This window comes from Pseudoalteromonas mucoides (assembly GCF_049257175.1).
GTDB lineage: Bacteria > Pseudomonadota > Gammaproteobacteria > Enterobacterales > Alteromonadaceae > Pseudoalteromonas.
The window spans coordinates 1-17701 of record NZ_JBMMUC010000019.1 but is presented as its reverse complement, the minus strand read 5'-3'; the positions used below and the strand labels follow the sequence as shown (position 1 = coordinate 17701).

Below are 17701 nucleotides of genomic sequence, written 5' to 3'. Positions count from 1 at the left end.
TTACTGCTAAAAGGAGAGCCGGCATAGGCCGGCTTTTTTGTGTATGAAGGAATTTGAATTAATTAACCGCTACTTTAAAGGTCGTGGCATTACACGTCGTGATGTAAACCTTGGAATTGGCGATGACTGCGCTTTAGTAACTGTACCTGAGAACTGCCAGCTGGCAGTAACCACTGATACCTTAGTGAGTGGCGTACACTTTTTTGATGATATCTCTCCTCGCGCTTTAGGGCATCGCGTTTTAGCGGTTAACTTAAGTGATTTAGCTGCAATGGGCGCAGAGCCTACTTGGGTATCTGTTGCACTAACATTACCTAATATTGATGTTGAATGGCTCGAAGAGTTCACCGAAGGCATGCATGAAATTGCCGAATATTTTAATGTACAAATAATTGGTGGTGATACTACTCAAGGTCCACTATCAATTACTATATGTGCAAAAGGCACCATTCCACAAGGTACTGCATTAAGACGCAGTGGCGCAAAGGTCGGTGATTGGATTTATGTTACCGGTCCCTTGGGGGATGCGGGGCTAGCCATTGAGGCGCGTAAGCAAGGCTTCGATGTTGCACCAGAGCACCTTCGTTATATTAATCAACGCTTTGACTACCCTACGCCACGAGTGGCTGCAGGGCAAGTGCTAAGAGGAGCGGCTTCAGCTGCTATTGATATCTCAGATGGCTTAATGGCTGATCTAGGCCATATCTTAGCAATGTCTCAAGTAAGCGCGCATATCAACGTGGATAAAGTGCCGACCTCAGATGCAATGCGTGATACGCTAAATAAAACACAGCAACTGCCTTTTATCTTAAATTATGGCGATGATTATGAACTTTTGTTCACGGTCCCAGATGATAATAAAAGTATGTTGGAATTAAAACTGCGCCAATATGGAGTTGAAGCAAGCTGTATTGGCCAAATAAAAAGTGGTGAAGGGCAGATCGAGTTGATGCTTGATGGTGAAAAGCTTGAATATCAAGAAACAGGCTTTGAACACTTCTCCAAGGAGCCGGTTTGAGTAACCCTTCAAAGTTTAATTTAAAGCGCCCACACCAATTTTTTGGTTTGGGTTTTGGTTTAGGGCTCGCACCTAAAGCACCCGGTACATTTGGTACCTTTGCAGCATTGCCGTTTATTTTTATCACTATGCACTATCCACTGTGGCTACAAATAGTTTTTGCTGTTGTTATTAGTGTATTTGGTGTTTGGGCATGTGGTAAAACAGCTGACGATTTGGGAGTGCATGATCACCCTGCGATCGTTTGGGACGAAGTCGCCGGTTTTTATATTACTATGTTAGGTGCGGCACTGAGTTGGCAATCCTTACTTGTTGGTTTTTTATTGTTCCGCTTTTTTGATATTGCCAAGCCAGGCCCTATTCGCATCCTAGATAAACGAATGCATGGTGGTGTTGGTATAATGGCCGATGATGTTTTAGCGGGGATATTTTCATTAATTTGCGTGCAAGCACTTTTAAAAATAGGCTACTTACCCCTTTAACCCTAGTTTTTGCAACGAGGTATTGACGTTATGATGCGATTTTTTTTGGTTGTTATATTACTGCTTTGCAGTATGCCAAGCAGTGCGTCAATTACCGACTATGTAGTAAAGCAATGGAATATTCAAAACGGCTTACCTTCGCAGTCCTTAAAAAGTGTTGTGCAAGATGAGCAAGGTTATATGTGGCTGGGTACGCAGTTCGGCTTGAGTCGATTTGATGGGAATACCTTTACTAATTACAATACGTTAAACAGTCCTTTCTTACCTAGTAATGGAATCAATAAGCTACTCATTGATAGTGATGGTAATTTATGGGTCGGTACTAAAAATGGCGTTGTAGTATTAGATCCGCAAACAATGGCTGCGCAAGAGTTTACTGTTAAAGGACCCGTTCGTGATGTGCTAGAAGACTCTCGCGGTGGGATTTGGATTGCGGCAAATGGTTTGTACTTTGTTCCCCGTAATCAAGTCAACCTAAGCAGCAATAACAATCAGCTCAAAGCTAGTGTTAATGCGATTGCGGTTAAACAAATAGCGGGCTCTGTCAGCCAATTAGCCTTATCACCCGAAGGCATCTGGCTCGTTAATGAGCGCCAACTGCTTCGTTTAACTAACTCTTCATCTGACTTTGCAAAACTGCGTTTAGAGCTCACCGCTAAAGTGTCATTACCTGAGCGTGTAGCGCAAACCATTATCCATGATTTAGCTTGGCTTGAGGGAAACCTCTATTTGGCGTCAGAGCTTGGCGCTTATTTCCTTGATTTAGATGATGAGCTAAGACCGTTTCCTTTACCGAATGCTAATAGCACTGCTGTATACAAATTCATGAGTGACTCAGATGGCGCATTGTGGATTTCGACTTATGGCAGGCTATTGTTTAGAGATAATTCAGGTGAGTGGCAGTGGGTAGAGCCGAGTCAGTTAGATCAAAGTATCTGGTTTGCAGATTTATATAGAGATAGTGACAACAATATTTGGCTTGCTAGTTTTAGTGAGGGGCTTTGGCTTGCTCACGAAGGTCGTATAGAGCGTCACTCTGCAATTTCCCAAATGACAGAAGCGGTTATGGCTATTACTCAAGCGCCAGATGGACAGCTATGGGTTGCTAACCGCAGCGGTGTAGGTTACTTCGATTTAGATAAAAACTTCATAAATAAAATCCCAAGTAATCAATATGGTAGAGCTGCCGTACATGATTTACATTTTGATGGTGGCCGCTTATATATAGCCACTGGGAGAGGGGTGTTCTTTTATGAAAACAATAGTTTATTTGCAGTCCCAGGCCGCGCTTTAAGAGATAATCCGGTGTTTGCTATTAGCGATTCAAGCAAAGGAGGGCTGTGGGTCGGTACGGGTCGCGGCATGTATCGGTTAAGTTATGGTGGCATAACGCCATTCGCCTATAATGCTTTTTTAGATAGTAAATTTATTACTTATGTTCTTGATAAAGCAAATTTTGGTTTGATAGGAACGAGTAAAGGCGCTTATTACTTTACTGATCGAGGGATTGAAAAAATAGGCGACCAAACATCATTAGATAGTGCCTATGTTACTAGTATTTTGCATATTGATGGTGTGGGTATTTTGATAGGTTCTTTAAACGATGGCTTATTTTATCGTAGTACAACAGGACATTGGCGTCAGCTTGATGCTACCGATGGCTTACCTTATGGATCTATTTTTAGTTTACGTTATGATGAAAAGTTAAAACGCATTTGGGTAAGCACCATGAAAGGGGTTTATCGCATGCCAGTAGAGCAGTTTAGTGCTGATATTGAAAGTTTGAAAGTCGAGCAAGTGATTTCATCATTTGATCGTCAGTTAGATGGTAAAGCAAGTCAATGTTGTACAGGTTTAGGTCATGATGCTGTGGCTGAGCAAAGTAATTCTATGTGGTACCCAAGTCTGCAAGGTGTAGTTGAAATTCCAAAAGATATTGAACTTTTTGGCATTAAACCGTTGCAGCCTAAAGTAGAGAGCATGACGACTAATTTACGTAAATTGGCAACGGCTGCATTAGGGCGTAACCCTACCCTAGATACCGATGAACGTGATGTTACATTAAAATATACCGCCATTGATTATTATGCTCCAACGAGTATTGAGTTCCGTTATCGTCTTAGTGGCTTGGACAGTGATTGGCGCTATGCAAATACCCGTAGAGAAGCTATTTATACTAACTTACCTCCTGGCGCATTTTTATTTCAACTTGAAGCAAAACGCCAAGGGGAAGGGTGGCAAAAAGCTCAGCGAACAGAGTACTCTTTTGTTGTTCCTCGACGTTTTGATGAAACAGTTTATTTTAGACTATTGATAACGAGCACCTTTGTCTTGTTATTTTATTTAGTGTTTTGGGTGTTTAAAAAACAAGAGCGTCGTAAACAGGCTGTACTTGAAAGTTTAGTGACAGAGCGTACAGGTGAACTACGTCAAGCAAATGATAAGTTAAACCAGGTTAACTCACAGCTTAAGCTTGTAAGTCACTCAGATGAGCTTACAGGTCTTAGGAGCCGCCGCTTCTTGTTTGATCAATTGCCAAAAGATATTGAACACTTTCAACGTAATTCACAATCGTTACAAGCTCAAGGTAAATCACTGGTTTTACTTGTAATTAATTTTGATAACTTTAGCCGAATAAATGATGCATATGGTCCGATAGGTGGCGATAGCTGCTTGCAACAAATGGCTGCATTATTAAACTCACGCACGCAGGGATCTGATTACGTAGCGCGTTGGAGTGGCGATGAATTTTTACTTTTACTACGTGATTTTAAACGAAGTGCTATAGATAAGTATGTTTCAGAGCTTTGCAAAGCAATCGCAGAACACTCATTTAAATTGCCTAATGGTGAGAGTATTAATTTAACGGCTTCCATTGGTTTTTCATTTTATCCACTACCGTTGTTGGGTGGCCAAGTGATAGGCTGGGAAACCTCGGTTAACTTGGCTGATATGGCTCTGCATCAAGTTAAAAAACGCGGTGGTGATGGAGTAGCAAATATTACCTTTGATGCACAATTAGATGCATTTGAATTTGAGCAATCAAGTAATGTTGAGCAGCAACTTAGTGTACTACAAGCCAATGGCTTGGCAGATATAAAAGTGTGGATGCGATAGTCAATTTTCCCTATGTACATTACATGTAGTAAAAAGAAATGCCCTAACGTATGACGTTAAGGCATTGGGAGGCCAACTAAAGTCAGTTTATTTAACTGCTTTTGAAGGTTAGTGGTTTAGCCAAGTTGGTAAAATAGCAACAGATTCAGGTGCTGTGAATGAATAGCTTAAACTCGCAGCTATATCACCACTAGGACTAGTTAAAATATTGTCATATCGCATGACTAAACCATTTGATTTCTCAGCGACATATAGGTGATTACCAGTAAACATAATATCAACTGGATTACCAAGCATGGTGGCAGGTCCTGCAATATTGACGCTGACATTATTCAAGCCAGAGCTCATACCTGCGTTACTTAGCACGTACAATTTTCCATCCGTTGCGTCTGTAGCACTGCCAACATCGGAGACGATTAGCGAATCACTGAGTGGATCATAATCGATTCCATGGATGTTGCTTGGTGCAAGAAATGCAGCGCCGCCGGTTGCTGGAGTGATAAGGCGGTCTTCACCTGTAATTACACTCATACCAGCCATCAATTTACTTTTTACTTCATCAAAAACGGCAATTGTACCATTGGTTAATGCAACAAATGCTCTGTCTGTAGCAACATCGTAGTCGACATCCCAAGGGCGGGCGCTATTACTTGGTGTGAGCGTAATTAGTGGTGATGCGTCCCCTGTCGTACAGTTTGAAAACACCAGAATTCCTGGTGTTGTTGCATTATTTTCGGCAACAAAGACTAAGCCACTGTCTGATGCTACATCCAAGCCTTTTGGTGAGATAAGGCCTGTATTATTACCACTAATCACCGAATCTTGACTTTGAGAGTAAACCTCACCATCACGATACATAGCAACTTTATTAGAGATCACTATTCCACCAGAAGAAGTGGTGCTGTTATCAAAGGTTGTATAGCTATTACCTGCTTTATCAAAAGCAACACTTTCGATTGATTGGCTGGCGTTGTAGTTGCCAAGCTCACTCGTAAGGGGCGCGTTTAACCGAGATATTTGCCCTGTTGTTGGGCCAGCGGCTCCAGGATTGCTACTTACAGCAACACCAATCAGTGGCACATTAATCATATAGCTGTCTGATATATCCGCCATGTCACTATGCATGACAGTTTCGCTAATAGATTCAGGTTTAATAGTAGCAGTCACACTGTCGGGGCTTATATCACCGCTGGCACCGGAAAAGATATTGCTAAAGATCAGTACTGCATCGTTTGATTTTTCTGCAACACGTAAATCACTACCCGTTAAGCTGATATCAACAGGGTTACCTAGCATACTTGCCGGGCCTGCAATACTGCGTGCAACGCTAGTATTACCATCTGCAACAGAAGCATTATTGATCACAAATAAGGCACCATCCGTTGCATCACTGGCACTACCTACATCTGAAAGTACTAATTTATTGGTTTTGGCATCATACGCGATACCATGAATATTGACTGAAACCTTCTCACCCGCATCATTACTTGGTGTGATTGTACGGGTCGGCATTGCCATAAAACCGCCTTCGACATAATAGTCATATACAGCAACATCACCATTTGTTAGTGCTACGTATAAGCGGTCGTTGTTGTCGTCATATGTTACATCCCATGGCTTTGCATCGGTTACCGTGTTTGCCAATGGAGCTGCATCACCCGATGCAGCTGCACCAAAAACAGTGATCTGCATTGCATTAAAGTCAGCTGCAAATATAAGCCCGCGTTTATTTGATACATGAATACCTTTAGGGTTTACCAAGGTGGTATTTGTGCCAGTAATTGTACGGTCACGATCAGTATTAAACATGCCACCATCAGTACGGCTTAGCACTTGGCAAATAGTACTGATAGCACCATTGCCGGAGTCACTTGCTTGAATTAGGTTACCTAATTTATCAACAGTAACCCCTTCATTTGCACCACTACTGAATGTTTTTAATTTTGCTGCATTTTGGTTTATTAGATCTATGGTACCAGCATTATCAGTGCCGTTATTCGCTAAAATAAATGTTGCGGCATTAAAGCCTGGTGTGCCATCAGCACCATCTACACCGTCATTACCATTATCACCTGGGACGCCCATTTCACCTTGCATGCCAGCAGGGCCTGCATTGCCATCATCTCCATCACAACCAGTTAAACCTATTAAAATTGCTAGACTAAGCGCAGATAAGCAAATTTTGCTTGTCATTGAATGAGACTGAATAGATTGAGAAATTTTGCTTGAGTTGAACGTTTTCATAGTTTGTACCTTCTTAAATATTCCATCAAATGTGAACATACAAAGAGTTTTACTTAAAACCACTTAAATATAAGTATGGACGCTTTGCTCACGAGTTAACCTCGGTGTGTAAACGTGTAAGAACGGTGATTGGATGCAAAGAATGAAAAATAATTTTAAATTTATATCAGGTTGTCGAAAACGAAAAAGGAGCCGTAGCTCCTTTTGTTGGTTAACCTAGATGTTGCATTAATAATGGATGTACTGAAAGAACAGACTATTTAGCAATAAAGTTTTTTATACTGTTGAGTATACCCTGTGGACCTAATCCCATTTCATCATGCATTTGCTCTTGCGTGCCATGCTTAATGAACTCATCCGGAATACCCAAATTAAGAATATTAACACCGGCTTTTATAGCAGCTAAATATTCGTTAACAGCAGAGCCAGCGCCACCGACAATAGCATTGTCTTCAAGGGTTACGATGGTATCGTGATCGCTAAGTAGTGAATCAATTAAATCGGTATCTAAAGGCTTAACAAAACGCATATCAATTAAGCTTGCACCTAACTCGTCGGTGGCTAAGAATGCGTTTTCAAGTAACGTACCAAAAGACAAAATAGCAATTTTGCTGCCAGGGTTTATAGTTCTACCTTTACCGATTTCAAGGGCGGTCATTTGCTCATTAATTTCGCTATTACCAGCACTGCCTCGAGGGTAGCGTACAGCAACAGTCTGATTGCATTGATACCCTGTATAAAGCATCTGGCGACATTCATTGGTATCGCTTGGGGCCATGATCACCATATTTGGAATACAACGCATAAAGCTTAAATCATAAGCGCCTTGGTGTGTTTCACCATCAGCACCAACTATTCCTGCACGGTCAATGGCAAATAATACTGGTAAGTTTTGCAGCGCAACATCGTGAATAAGTTGATCATACGCGCGCTGTAAAAAGCTAGAGTAAATAGCGACTACAGGTTTTAAGCCTTCACAAGCAAAACCGGCTGCTAATGTAACAGCATGTTGTTCAGCAATCGCGACATCAAAGTACTGCTCAGGGTGCTCTTTTGAAAAGCGCACCATGCCGGAGCCTTCACGCATGGCAGGGGTAATTGCCATTAGCTTGTTGTCTTCGCTTGCCATATCACAAAGCCAGTCACCAAACACTTTTGAAAACGTTGCTGCACCTGGTTTTGATTTTGGTAAGCTTGAAATGGCAGGATCAAATTTTGGTACGCCGTGGTAACCAATAGGATCGGCTTCAGCTGGTTTATAGCCTTTACCTTTTTGCGTTTTAATATGCAGTAACTGTGGCCCTTTTAAATTACGCATATTACGTAATGTATCAACCAACATAGTGACATCGTGGCCGTCAATTGGGCCAATATAGTTTAACCCAAGCTCTTCAAAGAAAGTACCCGGGATCACCATCCCCTTTAAGTGCTCTTCCATGCGACTGGCCAATTCTTTTACCGGCGGGACCCCAGAGAGTAACTTTTTGCCGCCTTCACGGATGTTAGTATAAAAGCTGCCAGATAAAATGCGCGCAAAGTGATTAGTTAAAGCACCCACATTTTCAGAAATAGACATTTCGTTGTCATTTAGAATGATCAACATATCTGATTTAACATCACCGAGGTGATTCATCGCTTCAAATGCCATACCTGCAGTGATAGCACCATCACCAATTATCGCTACTGTTTTGCGCCCTTTACCTTCTTTTTGCGCAGCAATAGACATACCAAGAGCGGCTGAAATAGAAGTGCTTGAATGACCAACACTGAAGGTGTCGTATGCACTTTCATCGCGATATGGGAAAGGGTGCAAACCATCTTTTTGGCGAATAGTATGCATCTGGTCACGACGACCTGTAAGAATTTTATGTGGGTAGGCTTGATGGCCCACATCCCAAACTAAGCGATCTTCTGGCGTATTATAGACATAATGTAAAGCTACAGTGAGTTCGACAGTACCTAGACCTGAGGCTAAATGGCCACTACTTTGCGAAACTGAATTAAGTAAATAATCACGTAGCTCATCGCTAAACGCAGGTAGTTTGTCTTGCGCTAAATCACGCAGCTGGGTTGGTTCGTCAACCAAACCTAATAATGGATACTTGCTACTATCAAGTGTCATGATTTTTAATACATCCTTCGCTAACCAGAGACTATTATAGCGTATTATTACTCTGGTTTATTAGTTATTTTGTACGTCTTTAGTTGCTTGTTATTGAGCTATGTTTAATAATTGCGTTCAACTATATATTTGGCTAAATTTTCTAGTTGCTCAGTATCGGCATCTATTTTTGCTAAAGCTTCGAGTGCTTGATTTAATAGCTGTTGTGCTTTTTGTTTAGCCCCATCAAGGCCTAGCAGAGCAGGGTAGGTTGCTTTATTTGCTGCAATATCAGAGCCTTGTGGTTTCCCTAGGGTGATGGTGTCACCTTCGACATCAAGAATATCGTCTTGTACCTGAAAAGCCAAGCCAATTGCATTGCCAAATATTGTCAATTGCTTTTGGGTTTGCTCATTAACACTCGGTGCACTTAATGCCCCAAGCGTTATTGCACAATTTAATAATGCACCAGTTTTAAGTTTATGGATTCTCTCAAGCGCTGCTAAATTAATTACTTGATCAGTGGCTGCTATATCCAATGCTTGTCCGCCTACCATACCTTCAATACCTGAAGCTTTACTTAATGCGGCAATCATTTTTACTTGTTGGTTCGCAGGGATTTTAAAGTCATGGTTTGCGATTAAATCAAACGCTAATGTTTGTAGCGCATCACCAGCTAAAATAGCATGTGCTTCACCATAAACAATATGGCAAGTAGGCCTACCTCGGCGAAGTTCATCGTCATCCATTGCTGGTAAGTCATCATGAACCAATGAGTAGCTATGAATGCACTCAATTGCAGCCGCAAGAACATCTAAATCTTGCTTATCTGCGCCAAGCATTTGCCCAGTCGCGTAAACAAGAAAAGGGCGAATACGTTTACCGCCGTTTAAAATACCATAGTGAGTGGCTTCTTTAATGCTATCTTCGGTATCAAGAGGCTGTGAAAAATATTGATTTAGTGTTGCTTCAACATCTTGTTGAGCAGATTTTATTTGTTGTTTTATTAACACCGACTATTCCACATTATCATTAAAATTGCTTAGCGCTGCCTGTGGGTCATTACCCATTAAAATAGCCACTTTTTGTTCTGCTTGTTGGAGCTTATTAGACGATGCATTTGCTAAAGCTATTCCACGTTCAAACTGTTTTAATGATTGTTCAAGCGATAAATCACCTTGCTCCATGTCTGTGACGATTACGGTTAATTCTTCAAGTGCTTGCTCGAAGCTTAAGTTTTCAGGTTTTTTGGTCGCCATAGTGGATTTTACTTAGATGATATAAATGTGAGGCCAATTTTAGGGGGAATGCTAAACTAGGTCAAAGACTGATGCATTTTTTTTATGTATTTTGGCTTTACCGTGACATTTTAATTACCTGAACCTAGGCTTAAACCTTGCGGGATGGAGTAGTTTGATTAGAATGACACTATAATAGGCGATAAAGTTAAATCATTTATTTAACGAAATGATTTAAGTAATTCAATGTTTTGCCGATAAGCAGTTAATAATAAAAGTTTGTTACCTTAAGTAGCAAAATAGCAATTCCTCTGGAGGGGTAAGTGGATTTAGCAACCATTATAGGTATTCTCGGAGCAATTGGCTTAATCGTGATGTCGATGGTGCAAAGTAGTAACGGTGAAGTTGCTATGTTTTATAATACGCCATCAGTTGTCATTGTATTTGGTGGCTCGATTTTTATCGTATTGTCAAACTACACTATGGGCCAATTTTTAGGCATTGGTAAAGTGTGCGCTAAAGCATTCATGTTTAAAATTGAATCCCCTGAAGAGTTAATTGAAAAAGCCGTCGAGCTTGCCGATTCAGCACGAAAAGGCGGTTTTTTAGCCCTAGAAGAAGCTGAAATACCCAATGCATTTATGCGCAAAGGGGTTGATATGTTAGTTGATGGCCATGATGCTGATGTAGTGCGGGCGACTTTACAAAAAGATATTTCACTTACTACCACACGCCATGAATCCGGCGCGGGGTTGTTTAAAGCATTGGCAGATATTGCGCCTGCTATGGGTATGATTGGTACATTAATTGGTTTGGTGGCAATGCTTTCAAACATGGATGATCCTAAAGCGATTGGTCCTGCGATGGCTGTTGCGTTATTGACCACTTTATATGGTGCATTCTTAGCAAATGTTATCGCTATTCCTATTCAGGTCAAATTAGAGCTACGCAAAGAAGAAGAAGCAATGAACCAGCGCCTTATTCTAGATGCTGTACTGGGAATTCAAGATGGCCAAAATCCAAAAGTAATTGAGGGTATCTTGAAAAACTACCTTGCCGAATCTAAGCGCAATGTGGATACCGAGGAGTAAACATGTCTGAGCAAGAGTGTAAATGTCCACCTCCGGGTTTACCTGCTTGGATGGGCACATTTGCAGATTTGATGTCCTTATTAATGTGCTTCTTTGTACTCTTGCTCGCATTTTCAGAAATGGATGTACTTAAGTTCAAACAAATAGCAGGTTCGATGAAGTTTGCTTTTGGTGTGCAAAACAAAATAGAAGTTAAAGATATTCCTAAAGGGACCTCCGTAATTGCAATGGAGTTTACCCCTGGTAAACCAGAGCCTACACCGATTGAAACTATTCAGCAGCAAACAGTTGAGATGACACAACAAATGCTTGAGTTTCAGGCGGGAGATGAAAGTTCAGCAGGTGGTCGTCAAGAGCAACGAGGTAATAAGCGTGGTGGTGAGTCACAAAGTACCGCTCAACAGCAAGCATTAGATCAGGCCACAGCCTCTGCGGATCAAGAGCAAGTCAATGAATTAGTGAAAAAGATAGCTCAGCAGTTAGAACAACAAATCATGGATGGTGCTATTGAGCTAGAATCGTTAGGTCAGCAAATCATTATTCGTATTCGTGAAAATGGCTCATTTCCATCAGGGAGTGCTTTTTTACAGCCTCGGTTTAAGCCTATCATTCAAGATATAGCGACTCTATTAAAAGATGTCCCCGGTGAAATTACGGTGTCAGGCCATACCGATGATTTTCAAGTATCTAATGAGCTATACACTAATAATTGGGATCTTTCTTCAAAACGAGCGGTCGCGGTTGCATCTGAAATGCAAAAAGCTCAGGGGTTTGATAAGAGCAGAATGGTCGTTGTAGGGCATGCTGAAACGCGCCCTCTGGTACCAAATGAGTCAGATGCCGACAGACGACGTAATCGCCGCGTTGAAATTTCGATTATGCAGGGTAAAGCGAAGGAGTCCGACCCAATCGAAGTTAGGTGATGATGCTTGGCAAAGTACCGATTTTAGCATAAAGTAAATGCTCCTTAACAAGTGTAACGGAGTGACTTATGAAAAAGATTGATAAATATAGCTATATGCCGGGTAATGGTGATGGTGGTGATGACGATAAAACAGATTAAGGTAATTTGATTTTGCCTGATTGGTTTGTTGAAATTCGAATTTTTTTAAGTAACAGCTGGGTTTTTATTCTTAGCCCGGCGATCCTAATTTTTTACTTTCGTAAAGATTGGCCAGCATTTCGTTTTACGCTGATTACTGCTGCCTTCTTTTTGTATGGCACTTTAATATATTCAACGCTAAGAGAGTTGGATGAACCCTATATCTGGCGTTATGTTATCTGGGCATTTAATGATTTGGCGTGGATGGCTTTAATTGCATACCTAGGAATAAAAGATAAAGTTTATCTTTGGCAAAGTGTTCTTGGTCAGCTTGTTGTTTTGGGGGCGCCAATCTTACAGTTATTTCGTTTAGTTGACCGCCACCTTTGGGATTTATCCTATAGCACCATGATGTACAAAACTCTTCTACCAGTCATTAACATTGCTACAGTAGTCGTGTGCTATTTACCACTGATTTATATCTTACTGCGCAAACCTCAGGTTAATATTTCCCAGTAAATTTTCTTGTGCTAATATACTGTTTATATAAACAGTTGTTATGGTGCAAGTGTGAAATTATACATTGCTGAAAAACCTTCCCTTGGTCGTGCTATTGCCGACGCTTTACCTAAACCACAGAAAAAGCATGATGGTTATATTGAAGTTGCTAATGGTGATTGCGTTTCTTGGTGCATTGGCCACTTGCTTGAACAAGCTGAACCTGACGATTATAACGAGCAATATAAAAAATGGCGCTTTGATGATTTACCTATCGTCCCTGAGCAATGGCAATTAAAAGCTAAACCTAAAACTCGTAAGCAACTCACTGTTTTAAAAAAGCTAATTAAACAAGCAGATCAATTGGTGCACGCAGGTGATCCAGATCGTGAAGGACAGCTGTTGGTTGATGAGGTTATCGACCAAGTCAAACTATCTCAATCAAAAAAACAGCAAATTCAACGTTTACTAATCAGCGATTTAAATATTAGTGCGGTAAAGAAAGCGTTGACAAGTATGCGCAGCAATCGTGATTTTATTCCACTCAGTGTTTCCGCATTGGCGCGCTCCCGTGCAGATTGGTTGTTTGGTATGAACTTAACCCGTGCATATACCTTGGCTGGTCAAAAAGCGGGGTTTGGTAATGTGCTTTCTGTTGGGCGTGTACAAACACCTATTTTAGGGTTAGTGGTTAACCGCGATAATGAAATTGCTAATTTTGTAGCAAAACCATTTTATGAGGTGTTTGCTCATTTAAATACGGGGGAGCAACATAGTTTCACTGCTAAGTGGCAACCAAGCAAAGCATGTGAACCTTATCAAGATGAAGAGGGACGAGTACTACACCGAGGCCTTGCACAAAATGTTGTATCAAGAATAACAGGGAAAGAGGGGGAGGTTACAGCACTTGAGCAAAAGCAGAAAAAACAACAAGCTCCTTTACCGTATAATTTATCAGCTCTGCAAATAGATGCAGCGAAAGCGTTCACGATGCCAGCACAAAAAGTGTTGGATATTTGCCAAACGTTATATGAACGCCATAAGCTCATTACTTATCCTCGCTCAGATAACCGTTACCTACCAAAAGATCACCACCGTGAAGCTGCAAGTATTGTAAAAGCGATTGCCAGTAACGGTGGGCAAAATGAAGCGCATTGTAGTCAGGCTGATACCAGTAAACGTAGTAAATGTTTTAATGATGCAAAGGTAGCTGCGCATCACGCCATTATCCCGACCGCTAAACAATTAAAATCGGCAAGCTTAAGTTCAGATGAAGCAAAGGTTTATAGCTTAGTCTGTCGGCATTACCTCATCCAGTTTTACCCTGACTACATATTTAATGAAACTAAGGTTGAGGTAACTATTGCTGGTGGTTTATTTAAAGTGAATGCAAAGCAAGAGGTCAGCTTAGGTTTTAAAGTGCTAATGGGTAAATCAGAGCTTAAAGATCAGCAAACTTTACCGCCATTAGTGAAAGGGCAAATACTTGACTGTAGCCATGGCGAAGTGGTTGATAAAATGACGACTCCGCCTGCACATTTTACCGATGCAACCTTGTTAAGTGCTATGACCGGAATAAGCCGTTATGTAAAAAACCCAGATATCAAAAGAATTCTCAAAGATACTGATGGCTTAGGAACAGAAGCAACGCGGGCAGGTATTTTAGAATTATTATTCAGACGCCGATTTTTACAACGCCAAGGTAAAACTATTTTAGCTACAGAAACAGGAAAAGCACTCATAGGTGTATTACCTGAAGGCTTAGCGAGTCCAGATTTAACGGCAAAATGGGAAGCCTCATTAGGTGACATTGCAGATCAACGTATGAGCTACCAACAGTTTTTAACTCCGTTATTAAACGATTTAGCACACTTTATCGGCGAAGCAGGGCAATGTAATAGTCAAGCCTTTGCACAATTACCAAAAACGCCGCAAAAGCGACGTTTTAAAAGAAAGGCTAAACCAAAAGCAAAATCGGCCTAGTTACAAAGTCGATTTAGTTATTAAAAAGCGCAACGGCTGCGTTACTCATCGCTTTAATGCCTGTTGGTAAGGCAACTTTGTAATCAGGAGCGAACTTACTCGAATGTAATGACGGTAGAGTTTCACCTGATTTTTGTGCCGCAGCATATTGTGCTTGTTCAACACCACCTAGCCAAAATAAAGTAATAGGAATGTTTTGTTCTGTGCGACCATATAAACCAAAGTCCTCACCAGCCATAACCGCTTCTGTTTCTAACACGTTCCCTTTACCAATAGCCGAGCTAATAGCATTGCGTACAATATTTGTTTGCTCTGGGTTATTATATGTTGATGGAATTGACTCATCTTCATGAACATATACTTGTGGTATGAGCGACTTGTCTAAGCCTGCACTTAATGCAATGCCTTGGGAAATTCGCTTTATCGCTGCAATTTGTTGTAAACGTACTTCTGGGTTATAGCTGCGCAGCGTAAGTTGTAGCTTTACTTGATCAGAGATCACATTGTGTTTTGAGCCCCCATGAATAGATCCCACAGTTATTACAGATGGCTCTAATGGCGAAAGTTCACGACTAGTAATGGTTTGTAATGCTAAGACTATACGTGAGGCAATAACCACAGGGTCGATAGTCGTGTGTGGGTAAGCGCCATGGCCACCTTTACCTTTTACTGTAATATCAACAGAATCAACACTTGCCATAGTGTACTCGTTTTTCATACTCACTTTTCCAGCAGGAACGCTAGCACTGACATGTAAGGCAATTACATGATCAGGAGTAGGGAATTTAGAGAATAGGCCTTCTTTTAGCATCGCTTTTGCACCACCACCGACTTCTTCAGCAGGTTGCGCGACCATCATTAATGTTCCCTGCCATGATTCTTTATGCATAACGAGTTGTTGCGCCGTGCCAATAAACGAACTCATATGAATATCATGACCACAACCATGCATAACACCCACATTAGCACCACCGTCATTTACTACCGTGATTTTTGAAGCATATGATTTGCCTGTTTGCTCAGTAATAGGCAGGCCATCAGTATCCGTGCGGATCATCACTGTTGGACCATTTCCGTTTTCGTAAACACCCACAACACCAAAGCCACCCACATTGTTAGTTACCTTAAAACCAAGCTGTTTTAATTTGTTAGTAATTTTTAGACCTGTTTGTTTCTCGTGATATGAAAGCTCGGGAGACTGATGCAAATCTAAATACAACTTTTCGATAGCGGGCATGGTTTTATCTAGGTCCAGCTCTAACGTTGTGGCACCTGTTAACGGGCTAATAAAAAGTAATACGGCATATACTTTGTGAAATTTCATAAAAGACCTTTTAGCTCGTGGCTTGTAATTATTGTTATCGACACCATATAAAACCCTAAATAGTCTGATATGGCAATCAATCGCAATGAATAATATGGTAAATGTTAATCCACAAAACCTTCAGCAAGTATTAGGTGAAACTTCTCAAGAAAAACTTGTTCTGCTTAGTTTCTATTCGGCACAAAGCCCTGAGTGTCAGTCGCAAGCTGCTATTTTAGATAAAATAGCTAGTGAATATGGCGAGCATTTACTTGTTGCGACACTTGATTGCGATGTAGAGCAACAGTTAGCAGCTCAATTAGCTCAGCAAATAGGCTTGCAAACACTACCAACACTTGTGTTTTTAAAAGACTCCGCTCCGGTAGATATGTTGCCTGGTGCGCAAACAGAGCAACAAGTTAGAGACGTTTTATCAAAGCACTTACCGGCACAACATGAGTTATTATTAGAACAAGCAAAGCAAGCTCTCGTTGCGCAAGATTTAAATAGTGCATTTAATTTTGCAAAGCAGGCTTACGAACTAGATACGACTAATGCACGTATTAAATTAGTGCTAGCAGATATTTGTATTCAAATTCATAAACTAGATGATGCTCAAGCTTTACTTGATACAGTTGGTGAAAGTGAGCGTGATGCGTATTACACAAATATTCGTGCTAAGTACGAACAAGCGCTTGAAGCGACCGATTCGCCAGAGATAAAAGCATTGCAATTAAAAGCAGAGCAGCATCCGAATGATTTAGAGATTAAAGTTGAGCTAGCTACTGCACTTGACATAGCAGGGCGTAAAGAAGAGGCATTAGAAACATTGTTTAGTATTTTAAAGAAAGACTTAAACTTTGCAGATGCCAAAGCAACCTATCTTGCAGTTATAGCATCATTACCTGATGGTGATAGCTTAGCAGCTAAATACAGAAGAAAGCTCTACAGTATCCTGTATTAATCAATTTTAAGTATCATAAACCCAAGCGCTGTTAATTAATGGCGCTTTTTTATATCTAAAACTTGATAAATACAAAAATTAGATAATACTTAAATTCCTCTCGAGAAATACTTGCTGATATTTTAATCAGTTAATGACGCCTTTTAGGTGTTTTAGTTTGTTTTTCAAACGAACAGATTCTTTTTTTAAGTTTCTGACTAAAAACGCTTGCGTAAAAATCTGTTCTCCCTATAATGCGACCCCACTGAGACGGCAGAGCAGGCAACGCTTAGCGAGGCAAGCAAGTCACTTAGTAAGTCGAGTAAAACTTGAGTTTAGATTTTTTAAAAGTTTAAATTAAGTGTTGACAAAAAAATAGGGAAGCGTAACATGCGCAGCCCTAGCGAGATAAAGCAAAGCGCTTTAATCGCAACGTTCTTTAACAATATAAAGCAATCATCTGTGTGGGCACTCGTACAGATTGAGTTCTAACAGCCAAGCTTAGTTCGCTAAGTAAGGCAAAAAATTTAGAGTCTCAATTGAAACTGAGTGACCAACAGAATAATTACTTTTAGTAATTATTCAGCACAGTCAATTCAATATCGAAAGATATTAAATAAATTCAGAATTCATTGAGCTGT

General features: G+C 40.7%; 13 protein-coding genes. 8 read left to right on the top strand and 5 right to left on the bottom strand.

Annotated elements, in window-relative coordinates:
- Positions 1–43 precede the first annotated feature (43 nt).
- Genes thiL through AAEU30_RS18200 form a run of 3 tightly spaced genes read left to right on the top strand, consistent with a single transcriptional unit; the run spans position 44 to position 4617 of the window.
- Entirely contained in the window at positions 44–1018 is a 975-nt protein-coding gene (gene thiL / locus AAEU30_RS18210; RefSeq protein ID WP_421961760.1) for a thiamine-phosphate kinase, read from the top strand.
- On the top strand, positions 1015–1500 hold the full coding sequence (locus AAEU30_RS18205) for a phosphatidylglycerophosphatase A family protein (protein ID WP_421961759.1): 486 nt from the start codon (positions 1015–1017) through the stop codon (positions 1498–1500). The genes thiL and AAEU30_RS18205 overlap by 4 nt, the downstream gene beginning before the upstream one ends.
- 30 nt (positions 1501–1530) lie before the next feature.
- A complete protein-coding gene (locus AAEU30_RS18200) occupies positions 1531–4617 on the top strand; it encodes a two-component regulator propeller domain-containing protein (RefSeq protein ID WP_421961758.1) in 3087 nt (1028 codons plus the stop codon).
- Between the two features lie 108 nt (positions 4618–4725).
- Here the strand turns inward: AAEU30_RS18200 and AAEU30_RS18195 are convergent, their stop codons facing one another.
- The 4 genes from AAEU30_RS18195 to AAEU30_RS18180 form a co-directional block, all read right to left on the bottom strand.
- Positions 4726–6861: a hypothetical protein gene (locus AAEU30_RS18195; protein WP_421961757.1), complete on the bottom strand. Its 2136-nt coding sequence runs from the start codon at positions 6859–6861 to the stop codon at positions 4726–4728.
- Positions 6862–7117: 256 nt separating this feature from the next.
- On the bottom strand, positions 7118–8983 hold the full coding sequence (dxs, locus tag AAEU30_RS18190; protein WP_421961756.1) for a 1-deoxy-D-xylulose-5-phosphate synthase: 1866 nt from the start codon (positions 8981–8983) through the stop codon (positions 7118–7120).
- A 104-nt stretch (positions 8984–9087) separates the two neighbouring features.
- Complete coding sequence (gene ispA, locus AAEU30_RS18185; protein WP_421961755.1) at positions 9088–9975, bottom strand: (2E,6E)-farnesyl diphosphate synthase; 888 nt, start codon at positions 9973–9975, stop codon at positions 9088–9090.
- A gap of 3 nt (positions 9976–9978) precedes the next feature.
- On the bottom strand, positions 9979–10221 hold the full coding sequence (locus AAEU30_RS18180; RefSeq protein ID WP_421961754.1) for an exodeoxyribonuclease VII small subunit: 243 nt from the start codon (positions 10219–10221) through the stop codon (positions 9979–9981).
- A 302-nt stretch (positions 10222–10523) separates the two neighbouring features.
- Here AAEU30_RS18180 and pomA point away from each other — a divergent pair, with 302 nt between their 5' ends.
- The 4 genes from pomA (at position 10524) to AAEU30_RS18160 (ending at position 14814) form a co-directional block, all read left to right on the top strand.
- Positions 10524–11291: a flagellar motor protein PomA gene (gene pomA / locus AAEU30_RS18175; protein ID WP_087530951.1), complete on the top strand. Its 768-nt coding sequence runs from the start codon at positions 10524–10526 to the stop codon at positions 11289–11291.
- A gap of 2 nt (positions 11292–11293) precedes the next feature.
- Positions 11294–12214 (top strand): flagellar motor protein MotB, encoded by a 921-nt coding sequence (locus AAEU30_RS18170; protein WP_421961753.1) that lies wholly within the window; start codon positions 11294–11296, stop codon positions 12212–12214.
- A 152-nt stretch (positions 12215–12366) separates the two neighbouring features.
- A complete protein-coding gene (locus AAEU30_RS18165) occupies positions 12367–12852 on the top strand; it encodes a hypothetical protein (RefSeq protein ID WP_421961752.1) in 486 nt (161 codons plus the stop codon).
- A 51-nt stretch (positions 12853–12903) separates the two neighbouring features.
- Positions 12904–14814: a DNA topoisomerase III gene (locus AAEU30_RS18160; protein WP_421961751.1), complete on the top strand. Its 1911-nt coding sequence runs from the start codon at positions 12904–12906 to the stop codon at positions 14812–14814.
- Between the two features lie 13 nt (positions 14815–14827).
- Here AAEU30_RS18160 and AAEU30_RS18155 read toward each other — a convergent pair whose 3' ends face one another.
- Complete coding sequence (locus AAEU30_RS18155; protein ID WP_421961750.1) at positions 14828–16138, bottom strand: M20 metallopeptidase family protein; 1311 nt, start codon at positions 16136–16138, stop codon at positions 14828–14830.
- 85 nt (positions 16139–16223) lie between these two features.
- Between AAEU30_RS18155 and AAEU30_RS18150 the strand changes: the two genes are divergently transcribed.
- The gene (locus tag AAEU30_RS18150; protein WP_421961749.1) at positions 16224–17081 is read left to right on the top strand and encodes a tetratricopeptide repeat protein; all 858 of its coding nucleotides are present in this window, start codon (positions 16224–16226) and stop codon (positions 17079–17081) included.
- The last annotated feature ends 620 nt before the right edge of the window (positions 17082–17701 follow it).